Source organism: Vibrio sp. 10N.239.311.G01, assembly GCF_041465805.1.
GTDB classification, from domain to species: Bacteria; Pseudomonadota; Gammaproteobacteria; order Enterobacterales; family Vibrionaceae; genus Vibrio; species Vibrio crassostreae_C.
Window position 1 is genome coordinate 170,679 of the sequence record NZ_JBFSRM010000001.1, and the last position, 25,123, is coordinate 195,801.

Here is a 25,123-nt window from a genome sequence, read left to right on the forward strand (position 1 = left end):
AAATACTTATATATTTCAATGCATTAAACACTTGTAAAGCATTGCATTTCTAGATTTGACATGTGATCCAAGACGTGTTTTGAAACTAAATTTCGTAAGTGACTAGAAAGTTAGTTCCCCATCAATATATATTTAGCGGCAGAAAATATAATGCAATACATGGTTACATTTTCGCAGGGTGCTAACATATAGGCTACGGGGGTGTGCCGTTAGAACCCAATATAATTATTTTATCTTTATCAGGAGCATAAACATGTTTAAGAACCTTTTTGCTAGCCTGCAGAAAGTTGGTAAGTCTCTGATGCTTCCAGTATCAGTTTTACCAGTTGCGGGTATTTTGCTAGGTGTCGGTGCAGCAGATCTTCCTTTCATTCCAGAAATCGTTTCAAACTTAATGGAACAAGCTGGTGGTTCAGTATTCGGTCAAATGGCACTACTGTTCGCAGTAGGTGTTGCACTTGGCTTTACTAACAACGATGGTGTAGCGGGTCTAGCTGCTATCGTTGGTTATGGCATCATGACTGCTACACTTGGCGTAATGGCTGGTGTAATGGGCGTTGATAAAATCGATACTGGTGTACTAGGTGGTATCCTAGTCGGTGGTGTTGCTGCTTGGGCATTCAACCGTTTCTTCCGTATTCAACTACCAGAGTACCTTGGCTTCTTCGCTGGTAAGCGTGCTGTGCCAATCATCACAGGTTTCTCTGCGATTGGTCTAGCAATCCTACTATCTGTAGTATGGCCACCAGTTGGCGGCGCTATCTCTGCGTTCTCTGATTGGGCTGCTCACCAAAACCCACAAGTGGCGTTTGGTATCTACGGTATCGTTGAGCGTTCTCTAATTCCATTTGGTCTTCACCACGTTTGGAACGTACCTTTCTTCTTTGAAGCTGGTACTTGTGTAAACGCTGCTGGCGAAACTCAAAACGGTGTTCTTACTTGTTACTTAGTTGCTGATGACGCATCTCGTGCAGCGGGCAATGGCTTCGGTCAGCTAGCTGGTGGTTACATGTTCAAGATGTTCGGTCTACCTGCTGCTGCAATCGCGATTGCACACTCAGCTAAGCCTGAAAACCGCGCTAAAGTAATGGGCATCATGGCTTCTGCTGCGTTGACTTCATTCCTAACGGGTATCACTGAACCAATCGAATTCTCTTTCCTATTCGTTGCTCCAGTACTGTACGCAATCCACGCTCTACTAGCTGGTTCTGCATACGTTCTTGCGAACACTCTAGGTTTTGTACACGGTACATCTTTCTCACACGGTCTAATCGACTTCCTAGTTCTATCTGGCAACGCGTCTAAGATGGGCCTAATGGTTGTATGTGGTATTGCTTACGCTGCAATTTACTACATCGTATTCCGCACTGTGATTAAAGCTCTAGACCTTAAAACTCCAGGCCGTGAAGACGAGACTGAAGAAGAGTCAGTTGCGACTGGTTCTGAACTTGCTGGTGAGCTAGTTGCTGCATTCGGTGGCAAAGCGAACATCACTGGTCTTGACGCTTGTATTACTCGTCTACGTGTTGCAGTAGCTGATACAGCTCTTGTTGACCAAGACAAGCTGAAGAAACTAGGCGCTGCAGGTGTTGTAGTAGTAGCGGGTGGCGTACAAGCTATCTTCGGTACTAAGTCTGACAACCTTAAGACAGACATGGATGAGTGGATCCGTAACAACGGTTAATTCTCTGATTCAATAAATTGAAAGGAGGCCGAAAGGCCTCCTTTTTTGTTTTCTGCTCTATGAAAGATCTATTGTGCTTAATCTCCATTAACTCAGATACTTATCATTCAACTCGATCAGTTGATGGTTGCTCTTAAATTTTTCGTGTCTTTTATCTTTTACCTAGCGATGACACCTTTCGTTATTATTCCAGTAAACTACCGCTTTTAAACACAGTCTGAGAATATTATGAAACATCGTTACTTGATCGGCCTTATGTGCTGCAGCGGAGCCTCGTTTGCTCACGCTTCTGAAGCTCCAGCTTTGGAAGTTGGACTTGCCATTGACCAAGACCTGAGTGTCGTTGTGGAATTTGATCAGAAATACCGTGCTACGATTGGCAATGACGGCGCTGCCTTTGATTACATTTTGAAGCGTGGTCAGTTCGAGACTGAAGCTCCGTTGAGCTGGTACGTCGGTGCTGGTGCTTGGGCTGAATGGAATGACGACTTTGGCTTACGCTTGCCGTTAGGCGTGAAAGTGAATTTCTACGAAGGTTGGAATGCTTACGCTCAAGTTCACCCTGAACTCGATATGTATAAAGGTGTTGAGTTGCAAGTGGGCGGCGCTTTAGGTGTTACCTATAAGTTCTAACCTGAACTAAAACCGTTTTAATAATGAAAAAACCAGCATTTAGCTGGTTTTTTAGTTTGGGCCGATCTTATATTTTTGCTTCATTGAGCCGCTTAGAAAGTAAAACTCAGTCCGACATTGGCTTGGAATTGGTTCATCCAGTCGGTATCAAAGCGAATGATGCACTCTTGCCCGTTATTTGGGATATTACAAACACCGGAGGTATCGTTGTCGACAACCGTGCCTAACCAACGTACTTGTGTGTTCAACGCTAGTCGGTCACTAAATTTGTACTCTAAGCCACCAAAGATAGAAGTTGAGAATCCATACTTATCTTTTGCCCAGTCTACATCGACGTAAGAAGCACCCAGGCCTAGCCCTAGATAACCCGACAACACAGGCGAAGCAGGGTAGTAGATGCTGCTTTGAAGGTGCAGGTATTGGATGGAGGAGCTTAGGTTAAGCGTTTCTAATTCCGAGCTCTGATTGGAGTAGAAGAAGCCGATGCGTCCTTTTTCAAGTGGCGTTTCAATGGCAAAGGTGTAATTTTCAGAGCCTTTCATGTCATAGGTTTTACCGTCCTGGTCTTCGACACTGCCACCGCCGGTATAACCTACCATAGGTGTAATGATGATCTCCGGCGAAGCATACGCGCTTGAAACGGAGAGAAGCGTAATCAGTGCCATCATATTTGCTTTGTTATTCATGAGTATATCCTTATCCATACACTTACTAATTGTGATGGTTACATCAATATTGTGCGACTAATTTCGACGATTCTTGAAGATACTTCACACACCTGATAGTACTTAAATAGAGACTCGACAAATTAATAATAAACCAGAGGTGTCTATGGACCATAATCTGAAAAATGCCCTACAAATTACCGTGTTTATCTACATGATCATTCTTTCATTTGGCTTTATTGCGATTGGTAGTTAATACCATCTATTGCGAGGCTGAGTTTTGATACTCAGGGAATAATGAATAGTGGGATTATAACCAATATTGATACAGCAATAGACTTGGATTATTACGCTAAGTTTATTGCTGGAAAAACAGCACTGGTCGCTCAAGGTGGCGGACAGAGAAGTATTTTTACTTCTGGAGTGCTGGATGCCTTTCTTCTCTCAAATTTTGACCCCTTCGACGAATTTTTTGGTACCTCAGCAGGTGCTCTCAACTTATGTGCTTATCTGTGCCGTGATAAAGGCCTTGGGCGTTCTTTTGTTCTCGACCTCACAACCTCACCAGAGTTCTTCAATCTCTTTTCCTATATACGACACAGAAAGAACCTAGGATTAGAATGGGCGCTAGAACAAATCATGGCTTACCCATATAAGCTCGATCTGGATTTAGGGCGACAAACGCTAGGCGATCGCCACTTCTATGCGGCTGTAACGGATTCCAAAGACTTACGAGACCACTACTTCCCATTATTGGGCGAAGATTGGTACAAGGTGATGATTGCGACCTGTGCTATTCCTCGCTTGTACAATGACGAAGTCTTTATTGGTGACAGTGCTTATGTGGACGGTGGTGTATCGGCGTGTATCCCAGTTCAGGAAGCGTGGCGAAGACAAGCTCGTTCTATTGTGGTGATTCGTACTGAGCCAGTGGTGGAGGAAGGTAATACCCATTTGGTTGAAGCACCAGTTAAGGGATCTTCAGTCAAAGCGCCTAAACCTATATCTGCAGAAGAACTGGAGTGGTTCCGCGAATCTTTCGACAGTGTTCAAGGCCATTGGCAACAGAAAGTGGAACAGTGGAAAACCGACTGGACCTCTTTCTTCCAACAACAAATTATGCGCTCAAAAGAGCAGAAGCGTGACCGTGGGCATTTAGACCTGCTGAACGGTGGTCGCTGGCTATTTGGTGCAGATGATATTTATCGCTTAAGTCATTTAATCGGAGATAAGTTTGATTCAGGGTTGGCTGACATGCTGATGGTGCATTATCAGACCTACTCATTGACTCAGGATTTTTTGAATTCGCCACCAGACGACGCGTTTGTGGTTCAGATAGCACCTAGTCAAACGCTTAAATCGAGCTCATTAATGAGTCATAAAGATGATTTACTGCATGATTACGAATTGGGTTTAGAAGCCGGTTACCGATTTGTGGAGACCTATACCTCAACGGAAAACGCTCGCAACTCGCATATGCCACAGTTAGCCACCATTGCTGCGGGTAACTAATTCCCGAAGTTGATGAGCTAGCATGCTGTGAGCTCGTTATGCTGTTTAAGCAGATTTTAGTGAGTCGTGTTCTGAAATGAAAAAGGGTTATTGAACTTGGTTCGATAACCCTTTTAAGTTTTTGAGATTAGGCGAATCGTTTCGCCTTAAGGTCAAATATTAGGTGACAGGCAAGATTCTCATACAGTTGGTTGACCCTGCTACATCCATAATGTCGCCTTGAGTGACGATCACTAGGTCACCAAACTTAAGGTGTCCTTTCTCTTTCAAGCAAGTGAGTGTAGATAGTGCAATGTCAAAGCTGTCTTCGGCTTCTGTCTCGAAGTAGATTGGTGTCACACCTCGGTATAAGGTACAGCGATTAAGCGTTCCTTCGTTACGAGACAGCGCGTAGATCGGCATGTCGGCACTCAGGCGAGACATCATCAGTGCGGTGCGGCCTGACTCGGTGAGAGTGACAACGCCTTTAATGCCTTCCATATGGTTTGCAGAGTAGATGGTCGCCATCGAAACGGTTTCTTCGGCAGTAACAAAGGTGCGGTCAATACGGTAATTGGATTGGTTATTAATGCCTGCCATTTTTTCCGCACCAATACAGACTTCAGCCATCGATTTTACGGTCTCGACTGGGTAGTCACCAGCTGCAGTTTCACCAGAAAGCATCACAGCATCGGTGCCATCGAGTACGGCGTTGGCAACATCCATAACTTCGGCACGGGTTGGCATTGGCGCAGAAATCATTGATTCCATCATCTGAGTTGCGGTGATGACAGTTCGGTTAAGCGCTCTGGCACGGCGTATAAGCTGTTTTTGTACTCCGACTAACTCAGGGTCGCCAATTTCCACTCCGAGGTCACCACGAGCCACCATGACCACATCTGAGGCCATTATGATGTCATCCATGTTCTCAACTGTAGCTACTGTCTCTGCTCGCTCCACTTTTGCGACGAGGTGAGCTTCTAAGCCGGCTTCTCGTGCAAGCTGACGAGCATAGTGCATGTCTTCACCATTACGAGGGAAAGACACCGCTAGGTAATCCACTTTGATTTGTGCGGCGGTGACGATGTCGCGCTTGTCTTTTTCTGTTAGCGCTTCTGCGGAAAGGCCACCCCCTTTTTTGTTGATGCCTTTGTTATTTGAGAGTGGGCCGCCAATGATGACTTCGGTATGAACGCGACAGCCTTCCACTTTGGTTACTTTGAGTTGAACACGACCATCGTCAAGCAACAGTATATCGCCGGCGGATACGTCGTTAGGCAGTTCTTTGTAATCAAGGCCAACGGCTTCTTGATTGCCTTCACCTAAACCTAGGCTGCTATCGAGAGTGAACAGGTCGCCTACGGCAAGTTGGATTTTGCCATCTTTGAATGTCGACACACGAATCTTGGGACCTTGTAAGTCTCCGAGAATGGCGATTTGAGTACCGTGTCTTTTTGCTATTGCTCTGACTTTTTCTGCGCGTTGTATATGGTCGTCGCTGGTGCCGTGAGAGAAGTTCATACGAACAATATTGGCACCGGCTTTGATGATCTCTTCAAGCACGTTACCTTTATCAGTAGAAGGGCCTAGCGTTGTGACGATTTTCGTTTTTCTTAATTCGGCTGTCATGAATACTCCTAGAGTGAGGCCAAGTAATCTTTTAAAAGACTGAATTAAGTATATGCATTAATTGATAATTTATTGGGAGCTAGGAGGATATTTCTTGATTTGCCTTTAATTATTGAATTCAGGGCTCAAATGCGATGTTTTATTCTGAAAATTAAGTCGCAAATTATCGATGTGGGTGTTAATTTTCCTCGAACTATTTGACTCGATACACAAAGATTCATGTATATACGTGATACTGGTCACGGCGATATACCAAGTGACTTCACAATTACTTCGCAAAGTAAAAAAATTACCTCGTTGATGATTTCTGGAGCGTAAAATGTACATGGCTCAACCGGGCCATATTGATCATATCAAACAGGTCAATGCTGGTCGTGTATATAAACTAATTGACCTTAAAGGTCCTATTTCTCGTATCGATCTGTCCAAGCAAAGTGAGTTGGCTCCGGCGAGTATTACTAAAATTACCCGTGAACTCATTGAAGCTCACCTTATTCACGAAACGACGGTTCAAGAAGCCACGACTCGTGGGCGTCCTGCTGTCGGTCTGCAAACCAATAACGAAGGTTGGCAATTTTTGTCGATGCGTCTTGGTCGCGGATACTTGACGATCGCGCTCCATGAATTGGGCGGCGACGTGCTTATCGATACCAAGATTGATATCCATGAACGTGATCAAGACGATGTGCTTGCGCGTCTTCTCCATGAAATCGATGAGTTCTTCCAAACCTATGCCGAGCAACTCGACAGGGTGACGAGTATCGCTATCACACTGCCAGGTCTGGTGAATTCAGAGCAAGGTATTGTGTTGCAGATGCCGCACTATAACGTTGAAAACTTAGCGTTGGGGCCGGAGATCTACAAAGAAACCGGTTTGCCAGTTTTTATTGCCAATGATACCCGAGCGTGGGCATTAGCAGAAAAGCTGTTTGGTAACTCACAAGACAACGACAACTCTGTTCTTATCTCGATTCACCACGGTTTAGGTGCCGGGATCATTCTTGATGGTCGCGTTCTGCAAGGACGTCACGGTAACATCGGTGAGTTGGGGCATATCCAGATCGACAAGGAAGGCAAGCTTTGCCACTGTGGTAATCGAGGCTGTTTAGAAACGGTGGCGAGTTCTCAGGCAATCCGTGAGCAAGTCAAAGAGCGATTGGTAAATGGTGAAGAATCAACGCTAACGGTGTTTGAAGACGTCACTATTGAACAGATCTGTGCTGCCGCTGCTAATGGGGATCCGCTGGCTGTCGAAGTGATTGAACAGTTAGGCCGTTATCTAGGTTCTGCGATTGCGATTGTGATTAACCTGTTCAACCCAGAGAAAATCTTGGTGGGTGGTGTTATCAATCAGGCGAAGAGCGTGTTATACCCGGCGATTCAAAAGTGTATCGAAGAGCAGAGTCTATCGGTTTACCATAAAGACTTAGAGCTGGTGGAATCTCGTTTTTATAAGCAGGCAACCATGCCAGGTGCTGCGCTCATCAAGCAGGCCTTATACGATGGCCAACTGTTAATGAAAGTTATTGAAGGTTAACCCCTTTTTCTCGTCTTGTAGCCTTACCTTGAACCTTTCCATGTACTTAAGCTTTGTATAACATCATTTGTTGTACTTAGTTTAAGCATTCTGTGCATTGGCGCTTTGCTTTAACCTATTGAAGTAGGCTATTGTAGCCACAGTTATTATTTGTCACTAAGGTGTTGTATGTCTGGCGTTTTAAATTCGGTTGATCAGAGAACCAAACTGGTCGGTGAAAACCGTCTGGAACTCTTGTTATTCAGCTTAAATAGTCGTCAACTATTTGCGATTAACGTATTTAAAGTGAAAGAAGTCCTCAAAGTGCCAGTACTCACTCGCTTACCGGGCTCTCATCATCATATTACGGGTGTTGCGTCTTTACGTGGTGAATCGGTGCCTGTTATCGATTTACGCAGTGCCATTGGCTTTCCGCCATCTCGTGCGGAGTCTCAAGAGAGCAACCTGATTATTACGGAATACAACCGAACCGTACAAGGTTTCTTGGTTGGGCAAGTTCGTAATATCGTGAACACGACATGGACAGAAATCCAGCCGCCGCCAAAGACAACAGGCCGTGCAAACTACCTAACCGCTATTACGCATATTCAAGAAGAAGAGCAGCACAAGATCGTCGAGATCATCGATGTTGAGAAAGTGTTGGCTGAGATCATTGATTACGATGTCTCGATCTCTGAAGGCGTTTTAGATGAACAATTAGCTCAGGAGATGATAGGACGCAATGTGCTTATCGTTGATGACTCTTCAACAGCGCGTAACCAAATTAAAGGCACCTTGTCGCAGCTGGGTTTGAACATTATTGAGTGTTGTGATGGCTTAGAAGCACTGACCTTACTTAAGGGCTGGTGTGATGAAGGCAAAGACATCAATCAAGAAATATTGTTGATGATCACCGATGCTGAAATGCCTGAAATGGACGGCTATAAACTGACACATGAAGTACGTACTGACCCAAGAATGCATGACCTATTCATCACGCTAAACACTTCATTAAGCGGAAGTTTTAATGAAGCTATGGTTGAGAAAGTAGGGTGTAACCGCTTTATTTCTAAGTTCCAGCCAGACCTCTTGGTTGAAGTGACTCAAGAGCGAATGCGTCAGATTTTATAATTAATGCTGCTGTACGGTTTGTTTTGAGTGACCTTATAGAAAACGCTTGCTAATATTCACGCAGCATATTTTTCTTAACGAAATATGCTCAACTACTAGCGTAATTTTTCACACACAATCTAAGGTAGTTCCTCTTAATGATATGGTTAACGTCTAAAGTCGTCATGACTTTGAGCTTATTACTGTATAGAGAATTTAAGAAAAGACGTACGGAAGCTGAAGTTGAGTCATAACTCAACAACTGGAATTGAAGGGAAGCGGATGCTTCCCTTTTTCGTTTTTCTTTCTCTCTTTTCTTTAGCCAATGATCGATTGAGAACAGTTGGTACTTCGCTAATGAAAATCCCGAGATTTGGTTTTCAAGCCAACAATTTCATCGGTAATATCGATAAGTTTTCCCGCGATAACATGCACGACTTCACCTTCTTTTTCTAATATCCCTTGTACTTTTAACGCCTTGGCTGTGAGATAAGCTTGCTGTTGAGCGCGTGCGGTTGCTCCCCATACCACGACATTAATATTGCCAGTGCTATCTTCCAGCGTAACAAAGGTGACACCTGCCGCGGTGCCGGGAGATTGTTTACCTGTGACTAATCCGACAACGGTGACCATAGATTTGTGTCTTTGCTGTATTAAATCTTTCATGTGTGTGAATCGACCTAATCGTCCTGCTTCTTCGAGCAAAGTGATGGGGTGCTTGTTCAATGAAATTCCGACACTGGTGAAGTCTTCGAGTAGATCTTGCATCTCATTGGGCTTGTGCAGTACATGTTCGTCATGTCCTGCCTCAGCATCGTCATAGGCTTGGCTAAACAGAGGTAAATCCGACGCCGAGTCCATGATCGCCCAGCGAGTCTGGAAGCGGTCTCCAGAAACGTTATGTAGCGCATTGGCCGATGCCAGTAGCTCGATATCTTTCTTATTCATCGATAACTGTTTCACCTGACTAGGGTGGCGATAACCGGATGGTGGACGATTGGCGAGCACGCTTTGAATTCCATGCTCGCTGAATCCTTTGATTTGTCGCAGCCCTAAGCGAATCGCTAGACCATTCTGATGAGGGGCAACCGTGTGGTCGTTTTGAGAAGCGTTCACACATACCGGAAGTATCACCACATTGTGTCGTTGTGCGTCTTGTACTAACTGTGAAGGGCTATAAAACCCCATCGGTTGGCTATTCAACAGAGAAGCGTAGAAGCACTCTGGGTAGTAGCATTTCAACCAAGCGGAGCAATACGCTAACACCGCAAACGAAGCGGAGTGGCTTTCAGGAAAACCGTACTCGCCAAAGCCGCATATCTGTTTAAAGATCTGCTCAGCAAACTCTGTCTCATAGCCGCGCTTTTGCATTCCTTCGATGAGTTTGTTTTTAAACTTAAAGACGTTGCCATTTTTCTTCCAAGCGGCCATTGCCCGTCTGAGTTGATCTGCTTCTCCGCCTGTGAACCCTGCAGCGACCATCGCGAGTTTGATCACTTGCTCTTGGAATATCGGTACACCTAAGGTGCGCGACAGTACTGATTCCACGTCTTTAGATGGATAACTGATTGGCTCAATGCCATCTCGACGCTTGAGAAACGGATGCACCATATCACCCTGAATAGGGCCTGGGCGTACGATAGCGATTTGAATCACCAAGTCGTAATAAGTCTTCGGTTTAAGCCTTGGCAGCATGCTCATTTGTGCGCGTGACTCAATTTGGAATATCCCGACTGTGTCTGCTCGCTGAATCATGCCGTAAACCTGAGGATCGTCCTTAAGGCGAGTGATCTCAGCAATGGTCAGTGATCGCCCGTGAATACGTTTGATCAGGTCGAAACATTTACGAATCGCAGAGAGCATACCCAACGCGAGCACATCAACTTTCAGCAAGCCTAAGGTTTCTAGATCATCCTTATCCCATTGGATAATGGTTCGATCGTGCATCGCTGCATTTTCGACGGGAACCAGCTCATACAAAGGCCCTGAGGATATGACAAAGCCACCGACATGTTGAGATAAGTGACGTGGGAAGCCGATGATCTCATTAACCAAGTGGATAAACTGCTGCCCCTTCAAAGAATCAGGTTGTAGCCCTAATTGAGTGAGCTGAGCCTGCCAACCTAAGCTTTTGTCCCTGCGATTGGTGTTCTTGATGAAGTAGTCGAGCTGAGTTTCTTGTAGCCCTAATGCTTTCCCCACATCTCTCACCGCACTTTTGAAGCGATAAGAGATGACTGTTGCAGCAAGTGCAGCCCGTTCTCTACCGTATTTTTTATAGATGTATTGGATGACTTCTTCACGACGTTCGTGTTCAAAATCGACATCAATATCAGGCGGCTCATCGCGCTCTTTACTGATGAAACGCTCAAACAGCACCGAGATCTGTCTTGGGTCGACAGAGGTGATTTCTAAGCAGTAACAGACCACGGAATTGGCCGCTGAACCTCGACCTTGGTAAAGAATGCCTTGGCTTTTGGCAAACATCACGATGTCATGAATGGTGAGAAAAAAGAAAGGGTAGTCAAGCTCGTCAATTAATCCCAATTCTTTATCTATGATTTGTTGGATGTCGTTAGGTACACCTTGTGGGAAGCGAGTCTGTTTTCCTTTTTCGACCAACATGCGCAGATAACTCATGGGTGTCTCCCCTTGAGGAATCAGCTCACTGGGATATTCGTATCGCAAGCTATTTAAATCAAATTCACACAGCTCAGCGATACGGTTGCTCTCTTCTAGCCACTCCGCTTTGAAGATATGAGAGAGCTTATTGATACTCCGTAAACAGCGCTCGGCATTAGCGAGTAAGTGACTGCCCACTTCGGTAATGGGCTTTTGGTACTTTATCGCAGTGAGTGAGTGCTGCAAGGGTAAGCGATTCGCATTGTGCATCAACACACCACCACAAGCTGTAATCGGCAGTTGGTGATGTTGTGACAGCTCAACGCAGTAATCTGTGTACTGCTGGTCGGTTTGCTTTAGGTGTCTTTGTAAGCCGATCCAAAGCCGACCTGAATGGTGCTGGGAGAGCCATTCCCCCCAATGCGCGTCTTCATTTTTCTGTTGAGGAAGCCAAAGAATAAAGCAGTGCTTAGCCGACATGATATCCCACTCAGAGAGCTGATAATGTCCCTTACTGCTACGACGTCTCGCGTTGGTAATTATACGGCACAGCTCGGCGTAGGCTTGTCTGTTTGGGCATATCAAGATCACTTGGCACTCTTCATTTAACCAAAACATGCTCCCGACAATTTGCTTGAGTGACAGTTTATGTTGCTTGATTGCAGAGTGAACCTTAACGATGCCCGCGACTGAGCACTCATCAGTAACCGCGAGTGCTTTGTAACGCAAGAAATCGGCCTGTAAAACAAGCTCTTCCGCATGCGAAGCTCCCTCTAGAAAGGAGTAATTACTTTGACAGAAAAGCTCTGAGTATTGCTGAGACATAACGTAATCTCACTTAACCATTGCGAGTGAACATGATTGAAAAGGGACGCTGAAATTGAATAAGTAGAACGGAGGAGCTAACAAAGTTTCTTGCTGACTTACGTTCTTACCGACTAGCTAAATAAGCCGTGCAAAAACCACTGTTTATCTGGCGTTCTAAATATCCAGAGCCACCGACCGTTTTCGCTGTGAGCAATAAAGTAGTCACGAATGACCTTCTCTCCGTCCCACCAGCCAGACACAATGCGCTCTGGGCCTTGAGATAAGGTGACGCTTTCGGTTAAGGCTTCGGGCTCTGGCAGTAAAATACTGGGCCTGAGCCGCTGTTGAACGACGCTGAGAGCTATGGTTTGTTGCTCGCTCTCTGGGGGTGTTTGCCTTTTTGTCACAGACTTACTCAGTGTTGGGAGCGAATACTGATTGGCCTTTTCTGGCCTTGGGTCGTGCTGTATTTTTGGTGTTTGAATACAGGCTTGTCCAAGCTTTGCTTGCAGTAGTGAGAGCAAATCTAACGCGGCAAGTGTTCCGGTATTACCATCAAAAAGATCATGGTAGGCCATTTGGGGTTCTCCATGACGAACCAAGCTGAGGGTCAGTCCTTGAACCGGTGCGGTGAGCTTGAGTGACTCTAAGGTGAGATGAGTAAGGTTCGCCCATTTTTCAGCAAGGTAATCACCTTGTGCCGAATAAAAAGAGACAGGGTGATCGTCTTTATCTCTTAGGTGTAAAGTCAGAGTTAACTCGAAAGCCACTCGATCGCGTAGCTTCAAAAAACATTCGAGTTGATTCAGTAATTTCAGCAACGGCTTTTCGATAAATAGGATGTTTTCAATATCAAACAATAGCTCCAAATATTGCTGGAAATTCTCTGGTGGATGATAGAAATCAATCGGGTGCTTGAACTGGCCGTTAAGGCGACCGACATAATTCACCAAGTCGATATCAAAGCGGCGTGCGACCTCTTGCAAAGGCAGCTTTAATAAGTCTTCAACGGTATTGATACCGACACGGTTCAGGCGTTCCACTTGCTTGGTCGGTAGCTCACTGGAAATTAATGCTTGTTGATTGACCCAAGTTTTCATCTGCTCAATATTGTTTGTTGCTTGGTTGATCGCTTGCTTACCCAAAAGGATCGCAGAAAGCGGCGAATAACCCGTAGCGAAGCTGAACTGGATATTGAGCGTTTCTAAGTGGCTTTTGAGCTCATGCCAGTAGTTATCTAGCCCGTCGTAAAGTGACAGCATGTTAGAGGCTTTAATCAACAAACCATTAGGTGGCAATAACGCCATGTCGGAAGTGACCAGATACGCCCATTGAGCGATCTCTTTAAGCTTACTTTTCTCCAGTTCAATACTGTAAGGGTGGACGTGTAAGTTGTGGCACAAAGCTGCTGCAGACTCTAAGCCCATACCAAGCGAAATTCCCGATTGCAGCGCAGCTGGGTTTACTTGCAGTACATGGTGATCTTTTTCATCCACGATGATAATAGGTTGTTCGCGTGAGTCTTCGCTCGAACCCAATTCATTAGAGTTAAACAAGGTATCCAACTGCAGAGATGGAAAGTGCAGATAAAGCCACAACATACGTTAGCCTTGCTTCGCAATAGGAAAAGCCAGCACAGTGTTACCAGACAAAGCGCGGTCTGAATTGTCTTCATAAACGACTTTCTCTGTGAGTAACGGCCAGTAGTGTGTCATGTCTAGAATAAAGCTGCCATACGACCAGCTGCCTTTTCTCTTAGTCACTTCAACCTTTAATCCCTGCGCGTGAGAAGAGAGTTTCATGCTTAAGGAAACGGGCAGGGATAATTGATTATGGCTGGGGGCTTTAAAGTGAAACTGCAGGCACTTACCGGTTTCACTGGCTGCTTGTAGGCGCTTTGTTTGGTGTATTTCTAGATCGGCTCCCCATAGCAATACAGAGTGACAAGCGCCGCTTTTGAGGCACTGCTCAGCTGCCCACAACGCATCGAGATCGCGTTGAGGCTGGATAACGAGAATGTTTTCTAATTCAATGCCTTGGCTGTTAAAAAACTCAGCACAGATCTTCCCTGGCGGGTTAATGAATATGGCCAGTTTTTGCGAGTTTTGTTGAGATAAATAGGGCGTCAGTAGGCGAAGCTCGCCGATCCCTTGTTGTGATTCAACTTCAATAACGCCGTGCGTCGGGAAGCCGCCATCAAGCTGTTTATCCAGTTGAGGATAGCCTGTTGAAGTGGTGCTTCCTTGCGTTGTTGATTGTAACCCTTTCCAGATTAGCTGGCGGTCTTGTAAGTTTTTTATTAGTTCATGCATAATTAAATACCTGTATATTTATACAGTATATTTAACAATGGAAAAGATGCAAAGCAAAATGACGAAAATTAGGGGAATAATACCAATCACAGTAAGTAAGTGATCATAAATAGCGCAGGAAAAATGCTTGAGAACAAGGCAGAAATTTTCGATAAGTAGTTATTCTACAATCAAAATTTCTAACGCCGTTATCGAGTGTTTTAACAAGCTAGGATGACCAGTTATTTACTACGATTGGTATCAGTGTTAGTTGATTGATTTAGATACAAAAAAAGCCGCTATGGAAGCGACTTTTTACTATTGGTCAATGATATCAGTTACTTAGGTTGAGCATCGATACATTGGCCATTAATGTCTGTCACACTTGGGTTCATTAAGTGTAGGTACAGTGGGATGATGTCGAGTGGCGTTTTTAGCTTATTCGCATCTTCTCCTGGGTACGCTTTTGCACGCATACGTGTTTGAGTACCACCTGGGTTGATCGCATTAACACGGATGTTTGTGTCTTCAAGCTCATCCGCTAAGATCTGCATCATCCCTTCGGTAGCAAACTTAGAAATCGCGTAAGTGCCCCAGAATGCACGGCCAGAGTGACCAACGGTAGAAGAGGTGAATACGATACGACCTGCTTCTGCTTTTTTAAGTGCAGGTAGCAGAGCTTGAGTCATCAAGAACTCAGACTTCACATTGATCTGCATAACATCATCAAAGGTTTCTTCATCAATCTGCTCAAACGGGCTCAGAGTGCCAAGAACGCCAGCATTATGAAGTAGGCCGTCTAAACGACCGAACTGTGATTGAATGGTTTCAGCCATATCAACGTAGTTCTGCTTTGTCGCACCTTTTAAATCCAATGGGATAATTGCAGGCTGCGGGTAACCAGCGCTTTCGATTTCATCGTAAATGAATTCTAGGTTTTTAACATTGCGGCCTAACAGAATGACAGTTGCGCCATGTTGAGCGAAGCTTAGTGCAGCTTGGCGACCAATGCCAGCACCGGCACCTGTAACCAAAATTACTTTATCTTTGAGGGCATCTGTAGAGATTGGGTAATCCACTGTGCTTATCCTTCTTTCTTTTATTATGTTCGTCATTCCATTGATGTTTAATCACACAGATAACCGCAGGAATGATGAGAAATTCTTGGTAATCGTGACAAGATGGTTACAATACACTAATTCATACAATAGGGGATATGACATTGGAATTTTTGTTGGACTACGGCTTGTTTTTAGCCAAGATTGCGACCGTTGTAATCGCCATCATTGCAATTTTAGTCATTGCTAAATCTGTGGGTGGAAAATCAAGCGCGATTAAAGGTGAGCTGGAAATCACGAACCTATCTGAACACCATAAACAGACGATTGAACAATTAGAGCACCATCTACACGATGATGCTTTCATCAAAGCCCGTGATAAAGCAGAAAAGAAAGCGGAAAAAGAGAAAGTAAAATCACGCGGTAAAGAAGTGAAGAAAGCAGCGAAAGAGGGTGAGCTTGATAGCAAGCGTGAACCACATCTATTCGTTCTTGATTTTAACGGCAGCATTGATGCGAAAGAAGTGGCTTCATTACGTGAAGAGGTAACGGCGGTTCTGGCTGTGGCTCGTGAAGGTGATGAAGTATTGCTGAAACTTGAGTCTGGCGGTGGCATGGTTCACGGCTATGGTCTGGCGTCTTCTCAACTTGATCGTATCAAAGCGGCAGGTTTGCCTCTGACTATCTCGGTAGACAAAGTGGCGGCAAGCGGCGGTTACATGATGGCATGTATCGCAGACAAAATTGTATCTGCACCGTTTGCTATTGTTGGCTCTATTGGTGTTATCGCTCAACTGCCAAACTTCAATAAACTGCTTAAAAAGCACGACATTGAGTTTGAACAGCTAACTGCGGGTGAGTACAAGCGCACACTGACTATGTTTGGTGAGAACAGCGATAAAGCACGTGAGAAGTTCAAAGAAGAGCTAGAAGAGACACACGGCTTATTCAAAGACTTCATTCGTGACCATCGTCCAGAGCTAGACCTTGATAAGGTTGCAACGGGTGAGCACTGGTTTGGTACACAAGCACATGAACTTGGGCTGGTGGATGAGATCAGCACTTCTGATGACTTAGTCGTAGCGGCATGTAAGGACAAAACGGTTCTAGCGATCCACTACGTACAGAAGAAAAAGCTTTCAGACAAACTAGCGGGCGTGGCAGGTAAATCTGCAGACAGCGTGTTGATGAAGCTGATTGAACGCGGTCAAAAGCCGATTGTTTAAGCTTATTTAGTTCGAGCCTTAAAAAGAAAGCGCATAAGTCATCAGACTTATGCGCTTTTTTATTGCTCCACTTCCGAGCGGGTGACCACTATGTTGTAGGGGGAGCGGAGTTTTATACCCATAATCTACTTACTATAATGGGTATTAAATCTTGGCTCCATAGTCATTGCGTTTCGGACAAGTCGTCAGGATTTCTCGATGACCCGTGTCTTTGAGCTCTTCCAAAATCACATCAAAGCCCCACAAGCGATAGAGATGCTTCATCACTTCGTCGTAGCCTTTATCAAGCGGGATGCGGTCGTGAGGCACATATTGCAGTGTCATTGAGCGGTCACCACGAACATCGACATTAAACACCTGAATGTTTGGTTCAAGGTTACTTAGGTTGTATTGCGCCGCAAGCTTCTCACGAATCAGGCGATAGCCCGGATCATCATGAATAGCACTCACCTCAATGGTATTTTTACGGTCGTCGTCGAGTACAGAGAACAGCTTAAAGTCTCGAATGATTTTTGGAGAAAGGTATTGGCTGATGAAACTTTCATCTTTGAAGTTGTGCATCGCAAAGTGCACCGCTTCTAACCAATCACTTCCGGCTAACTCAGGGAACCACTCTCTATCTTCATCGGTTGGCTCTTCACAGATGCGTCGGATGTCTCTAAACATCGCAAAGCCAAGCGCATAAGGGTTTATCCCGCTGAAATAAGGACTGTTGTAGGCAGGTTGTGCGACGACACTGGTATGGCTGTGTAGGAATTCTAAGATGAACTTATCACTCACCAAGCCTTCGTCGTAAAGGTGGTTAAGAATGGTGTAATGCCAGAAGGTTGCCCAGCCTTCGTTCATCACTTGAGTTTGTTTTTGAGGGTAGAAGTATTGGCTCACTTTGCGAACGATGCGAACACACTCTCGTTGCCAAGGTTCAAGCAGTGGTGCGTTCTTCTCGATAAAGTAGAGAATGTTTTCTTGAGGCTCGCTAGGAAAGCGGATCTTGGTCTCTTCTTCCTTACTTTTATTTTGAGGAACGGTTCGCCATAGCTCATTCACTTGAGATTGCAGATAAGCTTCGCGTTCTTCTTGTCTTGCTGTCTCTTCTGCAATGGAAATCTTCTCAGGGCGTTTGTATCGGTCTACGCCGTAATTCATCAGTGCGTGACAAGAATCAAGGAGCTGCTCGACTTCAGCAACACCATATTTCTCTTCACAACCACTGATGTACTTCTTAGCAAACAACAAGTAATCGATGATGGAACTGGCATCGGTCCATGTTTGGAACAGGTAGTTGCCTTTAAAGAAAGAGTTGTGGCCATAACAAGCGTGAGCCATTACCAGCGCCTGCATTGTGACCGTGTTCTCTTCCATCAGGTAAGCGATACAAGGATCGGAGTTGATTACGATTTCGTATGCCAAGCCCATTTGGCCATGCTTGTAGTTTTGCTCGGTTTGAATGAATTTCTTACCAAAAGACCAGTGGTTGTAATTGATAGGCATACCAATGCTCGAGTAGGCATCCATCATCTGTTCTGAAGTAATCACTTCAATCTGGTTTGGGTAAGTATCTAAACGGTAATGCTGCGCAACACGTTTGATTTCTACGTGGTATTTCTCCAAGAGGTTGAACGTCCAATCTGGACCATCAGGCAGCATCTTGTCGTTTTTCTTTTTTGCAGCTTTGTTTTTCTCTGCAACGTTTGATTTCGCTGTCATGGCAAACTCCCTTACGCTGTCTCTTTCTGGAACAGTTCTCTAAACACAGGAAAAATATCATCCACCGTTTTAATGTTTTTCATGGCGAAGTTGTCAAAGCTTGCTTCTAACTTCTCATACTCGTGCCAAAGCGTTTGGTGAGAGCGGCGTGTAATTTCGATATAAGAGTAATACTGACAAGTTGGCAGAAGCGTGTTGACCAACAGCTCTTTACAACGAGGCGAGTCGTCAGCCCAGTTATCACCATCAGATGCTTGTGCCGCATAGATATTCCACTCATTAGCTGGGTAACGGTCTGCGACAATTTCTTTCATTAATTTCAGTGCGCTAGAAACGATGGTGCCGCCCGTCTCTTGTGAGTAGAAGAACTCATGTTCGTCGACTTCTTTCGCTTGAGTATGGTGACGAATAAACACCACATCGACGTTTTCGTAGGTACGATTGAGGAACAAATAAAGCAGTACGTAGAAACGTTTTGCGATGTCTTTAGTCGCTTGGTCCATTGAGCCGGACACATCCATCAAGCAGAACATGACCGCTTGGCTAGATGGAATAGGGCGCTTCTCATAGTTTTTAAAACGTAAGTCGAAGGTGTCAATGAACGGCACGCTTTCAATCTTTTTACGTAACTCGGCAATCTCTTCTTTGAGGCGACCTTCCTCAAAAGGTTGTGCCGGCTCCGTCATTTTAACTTGGTCAAGCTGTTCCATCAGTAGGTTAAGCTCGCGCTTTTTACCTGCTGTCATCGCGGTTCTACGAGCCAGAGATTGCTGTAGTGAACGAACGATAGCGATGTTGGATGGAATCCCCGCGCTTTGGTAACCAGAGCGGTGAGTTTTCCATTCGGTGATTTTGTTGACCTGATTTTTCTCTAGATTAGGTAGAGCTAAATCTTCAAAGAGAATATCAAGATACTCATCTTTTGAAATTTGGAAGGTAAATTCATCTTGGCCTTCGCCATCAGGGCTTGCGTCGCCTTGGCCTGAGCCACCACCTTGACCACCACCTTTAGGGCGTTCGATTTTATCGCCAGTGATGAACTGATCATTACCTGGGTGAACGCGCTCTCTTACGCCGCCTTGACCTTGGTGAAAGTTCGGCTCTTTGATGTCTTTATGGGGAATAGTGACGTCTTCACCTGTTTCTGTATTGGTGATTGAGCGTCGGTTAACTGCATCGGCCACAGATTCTTTGATTTGCTCTTTATGGCGTCGTAAGAAACGCTGTCTATTCACAGCACTCTTATTTTTGCCATTGAGCCTCCGATCGATAAATTGTGCCATAAGAACTCCCTCTCAGCTGATGTCGCGATCCTACTTTTTATTCGGGTATAAGAGTTATTGATTTACTAAGGTATAAAAGTTATTGGTTTATACGAGCTGCTCAGTTGAGCAGCTCAATACCGTTTAGTTATGAGGATTTACGAACTCTTAGGTACCACTCAGATAGCAGTCTCACTTGCTTCTCGGTGTAGCCTTTTTCCATCATACGAGCAACGAAGTCGTCATGTTTTTTCTGATCATCCGTTGAGGTCTTAGCATTGAACGAAATAACAGGAAGTAGCTCTTCTGTGTTAGAGAACATTTTCTTCTCAATCACAGTGCGCAGTTTCTCGTAGCTCGTCCACACTGGGTTTTGACCGTTATTGTTGGCTTTGGCACGAAGCACAAAGTTCACAATCTCATTTCGGAAGTCTTTAGGGTTACTGATACCGGCTGTCTTCTCGATTTTCTCTAGTTCACCATTCAGAGAAGCACGGTCAAATAGTTGGCCTGTTTCTGGGTCGCGGTACTCTTGGTCTTGAATCCAGAAATCTGCGTAGGTGACATAGCGGTCGAAGATATTCTGACCGTACTCAGAGTAAGACTCTAGATAAGCGGTTTGAATTTCTTTACCGATGAACTCTACGTAGCGTGGCACTAGGTATCCTTTCAAGAACTCTAGGTACTTCTCGGCGGTCTCTTGAGGGAACTGCTCCCGTTCGATTTGCTGCTCAATAACGTAGAACAGGTGCACTGGGTTCGCGGCCACTTCGGCTTGGTCGAAGTTAAACACACGAGACAGGATCTTAAAGGCGAAACGCGTTGATAGCCCAGACATGCCTTCGTCAACGCCAGCATAATCTCGGTACTCTTGGTAGCTCTTCGCTTTTGGATCGGTGTCTTTTAGAGTCTCACCATCGTAAACACGCATCTTAGAGAATAGAGATGAGTTTTCAGGCTCTTTTAGTCTCGAAAGAATGCTGAATTGCGATAGCAGATCGAGTGTGCTTGGTGAGCAAGGCGCTTGGGATAGCTCACTGTGCTCAAGCAGTTTCTTGTAGATCTTAACTTCTTCAGACACACGCAGACAGTAAGGGACTTTTACAATGTACACACGGTCGAGGAATGCTTCGTTGTTTTTGTTGTTACGGAAGGTCTGCCACTCAGATTCGTTCGAGTGAGCGAGAATCATACCGTCAAATGGCAGTGCAGAAAGCCCTTCGGTACCGTTGAAGTTACCTTCTTGTGTTGCCGTAAGTAGAGGGTGTAATACTTTGATTGGCGCTTTGAACATCTCCACGAATTCCATCACACCTTGGTTGGCTTTACAAAGCGCACCAGAGTAGCTGTAGGCATCAGGATCATCTTGAGAGAAGTGTTCAAGTTTACGAATATCAACTTTACCAACCAGAGACGAGATATCTTGGTTGTTTTCATCACCTGGCTCCGTTTTCGCGATCGCAACTTGATCGAGAATAGAAGGGCGCAGTTTGATGACTTTGAATTTGGAAATATCACCGCCAAAATCGTGCAGACGTTTCGCTGCCCACGGAGACATAATTGAGCGAAGATAGCGTTTCTCAATGCCATATTCATTCTTCAATAAGTCGCCGTCTTCGTTAACGTCGAATAGACAGAATGGGTGATCGTTTACTGGGCTTCGTTCACCGTCAGCAGACAATACATAGATTGGTAGTTTCTGCATCAGGGCTTTGAGTTTTTCAGCGAGAGAAGATTTACCACCGCCCACAGGGCCAAGTAGGTAAAGGATTTGTTTACGTTCTTCTAAACCTTGCGCAGCATGTTTTAAGTAAGAAACAATCTGTTCAATCGCATCTTCCATACCGTAGAAATCTTTAAATTCGCTGTAGCGTGAGATGACACGGTTCGAGAAAATACGACTCAGTTGAGGGTCTTGAGCAGTGTCAATAACCTCTGGTTCGCCAATGGCTAGTAATAAGCGCTCGGCAGCATTAGCGTAAGCACTTTTATCGTCTTTACACAGCCCTAAGAACTCCTGCAATGTCAGCTCTTCTTCCTTGGCTGCTTCATAACGTGATTGATAGTGGTCAAAGATACTCATAGTCACATTCCCCTTGTTAACCAGTCAAAACTGACGAGCGATTGAAAAATAGGCTCTCCCTACATTTTAAGGTTAGACCCGCTTCCACAATTTTGCTTAACAATTATGTATTTATTTACAATTTTGCGTGTGAAAAACGTGGCGAGCGCAATAGGCAACTTGAGGCGCGTAGAATCAAATTATTTTACATTCGAGGGGATCTGGCCGTTTGTTTTGAGATTTTAGGTCGCTTAACAATACTCACAATGGATTTATGTGCATTAAATGTATAACTGGGCTCTATTGATTTTTGGAATGGAGTACCATATAATGCGCGAAGTTATCAAAAATTGCTCAATAAATAGGTAGATGTAGTGAAGAATAATGGGTTCAAAATAGTGGCTATCTGCATGTTACGCCAAATGTTCGAGTAACTGGTGGCGTTCGTTATACCAACCTTGAAGGTGATATAGAGAATAGCCCAATACTTGAAAGTGGTATCAATATGGCCGCGAACGTTGGTGTTGCTTACGTTTTCTAGTTGCTTTGGTTTTTCTCTTTGTGTGCGAAGATTAAAAAAAGGGTTACTCATGATGAGTAACCCTTTTTCTTGAAACTTTTTAAAAGTTATCGCTGATCTATTAACGAATTAAGCGCTAAAGATTTGAGATAGCTCTGTCGCACATAGGTGGTACTGACGAGGGCAGTTGCGCCATGTTGTTAGCATGCGACGGTACTTCTCTAGCATTGGCATCTGGCTATTGAAGTGGTGATCGGCTTTGTCGAATTGAGGGTAAAGACCTTCAGAATCAACAAGGAAACGCACGTAGTGTACGATCTGCGCTTCAGAAGCGATATCAAAACCTAAGAACTGCAGGCGACGTTGGTCTACTTCAGCACGCTCTTGTTCTGCAAGCATTTTGTTCGACTCTTGCATTGCATGGTACATCTCCATGATGTCGATAATTTCGCGACATTCTGCTTCAGTCAAACAACCAAACTCTTTGTTAAGTTCACGCATTTGGAGTTCGTAACCACGTTCTACAATCGTTTGTAGACGCTGGTATTTCGCCGAGTTCTCAGGGTTCATTTGAGACATTAGGTAGTATTGATTTGATAGAATTAGACGCTGAGCATTGGTCATTTCCATGGGATGAGCCTCACTAAAAAACTAAATGTTATATTCTTTTGTTGCAGTAAGAGTAACAGCATTCCTACGCGTGGAAACATGATCTCAACACGGATTTAATATGATTTTTTTAATTGATAAACAAAAGTTGTAAAGAAAAGTGAAAGGATAGTTAGCGCTAGAAAAGAAAACGCCCCAATCGAAATTGAGGCGTTTAAAATAGAGGTTGAGCATCGTCTGCAGTATTAGTATTTTACGTTTGAATGATACTGGCTAAGAACAGCAACAATCTCATCCATTTTCTCTTTGCTTGGCGGATTTGTACCTTCAAGAGGGTAGTCAAAACCAAGTGCTTCCCACTTATGTGCACCCAGCTTATGGTATGGAAGCAGCTCTACTTTCTCGATGTTATCCATGTCTTTGATGAATTCACCTAACAGATGAGCATCTTCAGGCGTGTCCGTGTAGCCAGGGACAATCACATAACGAATCCACGTCTTCTTACCGATTTTGTGTAGGTAGCGCGCAAAATCCAGAGTACGTCTGTTTGATACACCAATGAAATCGTGGTGAATCTCATCTCGCATGTGCTTAAGATCGAGCATCACTAGATCAGAGGCTTCTAGTACTTCGTCAACCACTTCAGTGTGCTTACGAATGTAGCCATTAGTATCAAGACAAGTGTGGATGCCTTCAGCTTGAGCTGCGCGGAAAAAATCACGAACAAACTCAGGTTGTAGCATCGCTTCACCACCAGAACAGGTGATACCACCGCCCGAAGCTTTCATGAAATGACGGTATGATTTTGCTTCGTTGATGATCTCTTCGACCGTTACTTCCTTTCCGTCATGAAGATCCCATGTATCACGGTTATGACAGTACATACAACGCATTAAGCAGCCTTGAAGAAACACAATAAAGCGGATACCAGGACCATCGACAGTACCACAAGATTCGAATGAGTGAATGCGACCAGTTGTAGACATGAGCTATTCTCGTAGAGGAATTTATACCGTTTATTTTATTACAAAATCGGTACATAAAATAGGGTCAAATGGTAACGAGACCTTTAAAAATAAAGGCAACCACCTGTGAAGATGATTGCCTTTATTAAACTTGAAAAGTAAAGGACGAAAGCCCTTACTGGTGGCTAGAAGAAAGCAAACATTGTGATACCGCCAGTGGTGTACACTGACTCTTTCGCTTCTTCGTAATCCGGTGTTTTTGCGGTTAGCGCTAAAGAGGCACCAACGTATCGGTTATACCAAGCGACACCCAATACAGCAGTTGCTTGAATGTTCTCTAAAGTCACATCGTAGATCGCTGGATCTTCGTTGTTTTTATTAGCGTACTCATCAACACCTGAGCGATCGCCTTCGATAGTCAGGTCGTTGAATCGGTAGCGACCTTCGAGGCCTGCATAGGTAAACCAACCAGCGTTTGATGCGCCGATCATGCCAGGTTTGAATGGGTTTTCTGTGGTGATGTTAGCAGCACCAAAGTTACCGCCTAAGTCCGTACCCCAACGGAACATAAAACCAGTCGAGATATCACTTCTAAAGTTACCGACGTTGATTTCAGAAACGTTAGAGATTTCGTAGTCAGTATTCGCAAGAGCTTGATTACGCATTAGGTTGAAATGGCTTAGGTAACCAACGCTTCCCGCCCACTCATCATCAACTTGGTATTCCCAACCCATCGGCTCATCTGATTTTGTGATCGAGTGAACCAGCTTTTGAGCATCTTCAGACAGTGCACGTTCGCCCGTAGTACCAAACGTGATATTAAACCGCTGGGCTTGCTGTGGGTTTAAGCTGATGTAATTGAATTCAGTGTGAAGGTAACCTGCGTATGGGCGATCATTAGGCGATGGCGTTTCTAACTCAATGTCAGAAGGCGTATACATCTTGTGGCCAATGGTGATTTCCCACTTGTCTAGAGAGCTTGCGCCCCAGTAGGAAAGACTCAATGGTTTTACCCAGTTATATGGCGTAATACTTGATGATGTGTAACCCAGAAATAAGCCGTTGGTATAGTCTTGGTCGACACCAAAAATACCATCATTATCTAAAGCAAAAGTTAACGTAGAACGCTCAGAGGCTAAAGATGAGAAAGAGAGAAGAATCAGGGGTAAACAACGCAGGTATTTCATGGAGCAGTTACTCTTAAATTATGAACCGCGATATTACCGTAATTTGACAGAATTTGTGGAAAAAAAGTGTATGGCAGGG

19 protein-coding genes and 1 pseudogene are annotated in these 25,123 nt (G+C 44.6%); 8 read left to right on the forward strand and 12 right to left on the reverse strand.

The genetic code is table 11. From position 1 onward, the window contains the following. The first annotated feature begins 253 nt into the window (after positions 1–253). A complete protein-coding gene (ptsG, locus tag AB6D06_RS00760) occupies positions 254–1,684 on the forward strand; it encodes a PTS glucose transporter subunit IIBC (protein WP_017062145.1) in 1,431 nt (476 codons plus the stop codon). A gap of 228 nt (positions 1,685–1,912) precedes the next feature. Beyond that, positions 1,913–2,317: a hypothetical protein gene (locus AB6D06_RS00765; protein WP_017070535.1), complete on the forward strand. Its 405-nt coding sequence runs from the start codon at positions 1,913–1,915 to the stop codon at positions 2,315–2,317. 92 nt (positions 2,318–2,409) lie between these two features. Here the strand turns inward: AB6D06_RS00765 and AB6D06_RS00770 are convergent, their stop codons facing one another. Continuing rightward, positions 2,410–3,003, reverse strand: coding sequence for an outer membrane beta-barrel protein (locus AB6D06_RS00770; protein ID WP_017067207.1), 594 nt, complete (start codon positions 3,001–3,003; stop codon positions 2,410–2,412). A 145-nt stretch (positions 3,004–3,148) separates the two neighbouring features. On the opposite strand from AB6D06_RS00770, the gene AB6D06_RS00775 reads away from it, so the two are divergent. After that, positions 3,149–3,238: a YnhF family membrane protein gene (locus AB6D06_RS00775; protein ID WP_100214626.1), complete on the forward strand. Its 90-nt coding sequence runs from the start codon at positions 3,149–3,151 to the stop codon at positions 3,236–3,238. Positions 3,239–3,279: 41 nt separating this feature from the next. Further along, positions 3,280–4,494 (forward strand): patatin family protein, encoded by a 1,215-nt coding sequence (locus AB6D06_RS00780; protein WP_017063485.1) that lies wholly within the window; start codon positions 3,280–3,282, stop codon positions 4,492–4,494. Positions 4,495–4,653: 159 nt separating this feature from the next. Here AB6D06_RS00780 and pyk read toward each other — a convergent pair whose 3' ends face one another. After that, positions 4,654–6,102, reverse strand: coding sequence for a pyruvate kinase (gene pyk, locus AB6D06_RS00785; protein ID WP_017062141.1), 1,449 nt, complete (start codon positions 6,100–6,102; stop codon positions 4,654–4,656). 319 nt (positions 6,103–6,421) lie between these two features. Here pyk and AB6D06_RS00790 point away from each other — a divergent pair, with 319 nt between their 5' ends. After that, the gene (locus tag AB6D06_RS00790; protein ID WP_017062140.1) at positions 6,422–7,639 is read left to right on the forward strand and encodes an ROK family protein; all 1,218 of its coding nucleotides are present in this window, start codon (positions 6,422–6,424) and stop codon (positions 7,637–7,639) included. 168 nt (positions 7,640–7,807) lie between these two features. Beyond that, a complete protein-coding gene (locus AB6D06_RS00795; protein WP_017062139.1) occupies positions 7,808–8,749 on the forward strand; it encodes a chemotaxis protein CheV in 942 nt (313 codons plus the stop codon). Positions 8,750–9,082: 333 nt separating this feature from the next. Here the strand turns inward: AB6D06_RS00795 and AB6D06_RS00800 are convergent, their stop codons facing one another. The 4 genes from AB6D06_RS00800 to AB6D06_RS00815 form a co-directional block, all read right to left on the reverse strand. Beyond that, entirely contained in the window at positions 9,083–12,175 is a 3,093-nt protein-coding gene (locus AB6D06_RS00800; protein WP_372109822.1) for an error-prone DNA polymerase, read from the reverse strand. A 113-nt stretch (positions 12,176–12,288) separates the two neighbouring features. Then, the gene (locus AB6D06_RS00805) at positions 12,289–13,758 is read right to left on the reverse strand and encodes a DNA polymerase Y family protein (RefSeq protein ID WP_372100539.1); all 1,470 of its coding nucleotides are present in this window, start codon (positions 13,756–13,758) and stop codon (positions 12,289–12,291) included. 3 nt (positions 13,759–13,761) lie between these two features. Continuing rightward, positions 13,762–14,469, reverse strand: a complete 708-nt coding sequence (gene imuA, locus AB6D06_RS00810) for a translesion DNA synthesis-associated protein ImuA (protein WP_372109823.1) — start codon at positions 14,467–14,469, stop codon at positions 13,762–13,764. A gap of 317 nt (positions 14,470–14,786) precedes the next feature. Then, positions 14,787–15,527 (reverse strand): YciK family oxidoreductase, encoded by a 741-nt coding sequence (locus AB6D06_RS00815; protein WP_017062135.1) that lies wholly within the window; start codon positions 15,525–15,527, stop codon positions 14,787–14,789. Between the two features lie 137 nt (positions 15,528–15,664). Here AB6D06_RS00815 and sohB point away from each other — a divergent pair, with 137 nt between their 5' ends. Next, positions 15,665–16,732: a protease SohB gene (sohB, locus tag AB6D06_RS00820; RefSeq protein WP_372100537.1), complete on the forward strand. Its 1,068-nt coding sequence runs from the start codon at positions 15,665–15,667 to the stop codon at positions 16,730–16,732. A 144-nt stretch (positions 16,733–16,876) separates the two neighbouring features. Here sohB and AB6D06_RS00825 read toward each other — a convergent pair whose 3' ends face one another. The 3 genes from AB6D06_RS00825 to AB6D06_RS00835 form a co-directional block, all read right to left on the reverse strand. Next, complete coding sequence (locus AB6D06_RS00825; protein ID WP_017062134.1) at positions 16,877–18,439, reverse strand: SpoVR family protein; 1,563 nt, start codon at positions 18,437–18,439, stop codon at positions 16,877–16,879. A gap of 11 nt (positions 18,440–18,450) precedes the next feature. Beyond that, positions 18,451–19,722: a YeaH/YhbH family protein gene (locus tag AB6D06_RS00830; RefSeq protein WP_171732055.1), complete on the reverse strand. Its 1,272-nt coding sequence runs from the start codon at positions 19,720–19,722 to the stop codon at positions 18,451–18,453. Positions 19,723–19,849: 127 nt separating this feature from the next. Further along, positions 19,850–21,784 (reverse strand): PrkA family serine protein kinase, encoded by a 1,935-nt coding sequence (locus AB6D06_RS00835; RefSeq protein WP_017062132.1) that lies wholly within the window; start codon positions 21,782–21,784, stop codon positions 19,850–19,852. A 379-nt stretch (positions 21,785–22,163) separates the two neighbouring features. Between AB6D06_RS00835 and AB6D06_RS00840 the strand changes: the two are divergent. Further along, positions 22,164–22,304, forward strand: a pseudogene (locus AB6D06_RS00840) (MipA/OmpV family protein); the annotation flags it as partial. Between the two features lie 108 nt (positions 22,305–22,412). Here AB6D06_RS00840 and AB6D06_RS00845 read toward each other — a convergent pair. From AB6D06_RS00845 to AB6D06_RS00855, 3 genes are all read right to left on the reverse strand, one after another. Then, positions 22,413–22,913 (reverse strand): YfbU family protein, encoded by a 501-nt coding sequence (locus AB6D06_RS00845; protein WP_017070032.1) that lies wholly within the window; start codon positions 22,911–22,913, stop codon positions 22,413–22,415. A 224-nt stretch (positions 22,914–23,137) separates the two neighbouring features. Continuing rightward, positions 23,138–23,878 carry a pyruvate formate lyase 1-activating protein gene (gene pflA, locus AB6D06_RS00850; protein ID WP_010437353.1) on the reverse strand — a complete coding sequence of 247 codons (741 nt, stop codon included), beginning with the start codon at positions 23,876–23,878 and terminating at the stop codon, positions 23,138–23,140. Positions 23,879–24,042: 164 nt separating this feature from the next. Then, on the reverse strand, positions 24,043–25,044 hold the full coding sequence (locus tag AB6D06_RS00855; RefSeq protein ID WP_017063491.1) for a lipid A deacylase LpxR family protein: 1,002 nt from the start codon (positions 25,042–25,044) through the stop codon (positions 24,043–24,045). Positions 25,045–25,123 lie beyond the last annotated feature (79 nt).

Excerpts from the sequence above, each read along its gene's own strand:
- ptsG (WP_017062145.1), top strand. The coding sequence starts at position 254 with ATGTTTAAGAACCTTTTTGCTAGCCTGCAGAAAGTTGGTAAGTCTCTG.
- AB6D06_RS00765 (WP_017070535.1), top strand. The coding sequence starts at position 1,913 with ATGAAACATCGTTACTTGATCGGCCTTATGTGCTGCAGCGGAGCCTCG.
- AB6D06_RS00770 (WP_017067207.1), bottom strand. The coding sequence starts at position 3,003 with ATGAATAACAAAGCAAATATGATGGCACTGATTACGCTTCTCTCCGTT.
- AB6D06_RS00775 (WP_100214626.1), top strand. The coding sequence starts at position 3,149 with ATGGACCATAATCTGAAAAATGCCCTACAAATTACCGTGTTTATCTAC.
- AB6D06_RS00780 (WP_017063485.1), top strand. The coding sequence starts at position 3,280 with ATGAATAGTGGGATTATAACCAATATTGATACAGCAATAGACTTGGAT.
- pyk (WP_017062141.1), bottom strand. The coding sequence starts at position 6,102 with ATGACAGCCGAATTAAGAAAAACGAAAATCGTCACAACGCTAGGCCCT.
- AB6D06_RS00790 (WP_017062140.1), top strand. The coding sequence starts at position 6,422 with ATGTACATGGCTCAACCGGGCCATATTGATCATATCAAACAGGTCAAT.
- AB6D06_RS00795 (WP_017062139.1), top strand. The coding sequence starts at position 7,808 with ATGTCTGGCGTTTTAAATTCGGTTGATCAGAGAACCAAACTGGTCGGT.
- AB6D06_RS00800 (WP_372109822.1), bottom strand. The coding sequence starts at position 12,175 with ATGTCTCAGCAATACTCAGAGCTTTTCTGTCAAAGTAATTACTCCTTT.
- AB6D06_RS00805 (WP_372100539.1), bottom strand. The coding sequence starts at position 13,758 with ATGTTGTGGCTTTATCTGCACTTTCCATCTCTGCAGTTGGATACCTTG.
- imuA (WP_372109823.1), bottom strand. The coding sequence starts at position 14,469 with ATGCATGAACTAATAAAAAACTTACAAGACCGCCAGCTAATCTGGAAA.
- sohB (WP_372100537.1), top strand. The coding sequence starts at position 15,665 with ATGACATTGGAATTTTTGTTGGACTACGGCTTGTTTTTAGCCAAGATT.
- AB6D06_RS00825 (WP_017062134.1), bottom strand. The coding sequence starts at position 18,439 with ATGACAGCGAAATCAAACGTTGCAGAGAAAAACAAAGCTGCAAAAAAG.
- AB6D06_RS00830 (WP_171732055.1), bottom strand. The coding sequence starts at position 19,722 with ATGGCACAATTTATCGATCGGAGGCTCAATGGCAAAAATAAGAGTGCT.
- AB6D06_RS00835 (WP_017062132.1), bottom strand. The coding sequence starts at position 21,784 with ATGAGTATCTTTGACCACTATCAATCACGTTATGAAGCAGCCAAGGAA.
- AB6D06_RS00845 (WP_017070032.1), bottom strand. The coding sequence starts at position 22,913 with ATGGAAATGACCAATGCTCAGCGTCTAATTCTATCAAATCAATACTAC.
- pflA (WP_010437353.1), bottom strand. The coding sequence starts at position 23,878 with ATGTCTACAACTGGTCGCATTCACTCATTCGAATCTTGTGGTACTGTC.
- AB6D06_RS00855 (WP_017063491.1), bottom strand. The coding sequence starts at position 25,044 with ATGAAATACCTGCGTTGTTTACCCCTGATTCTTCTCTCTTTCTCATCT.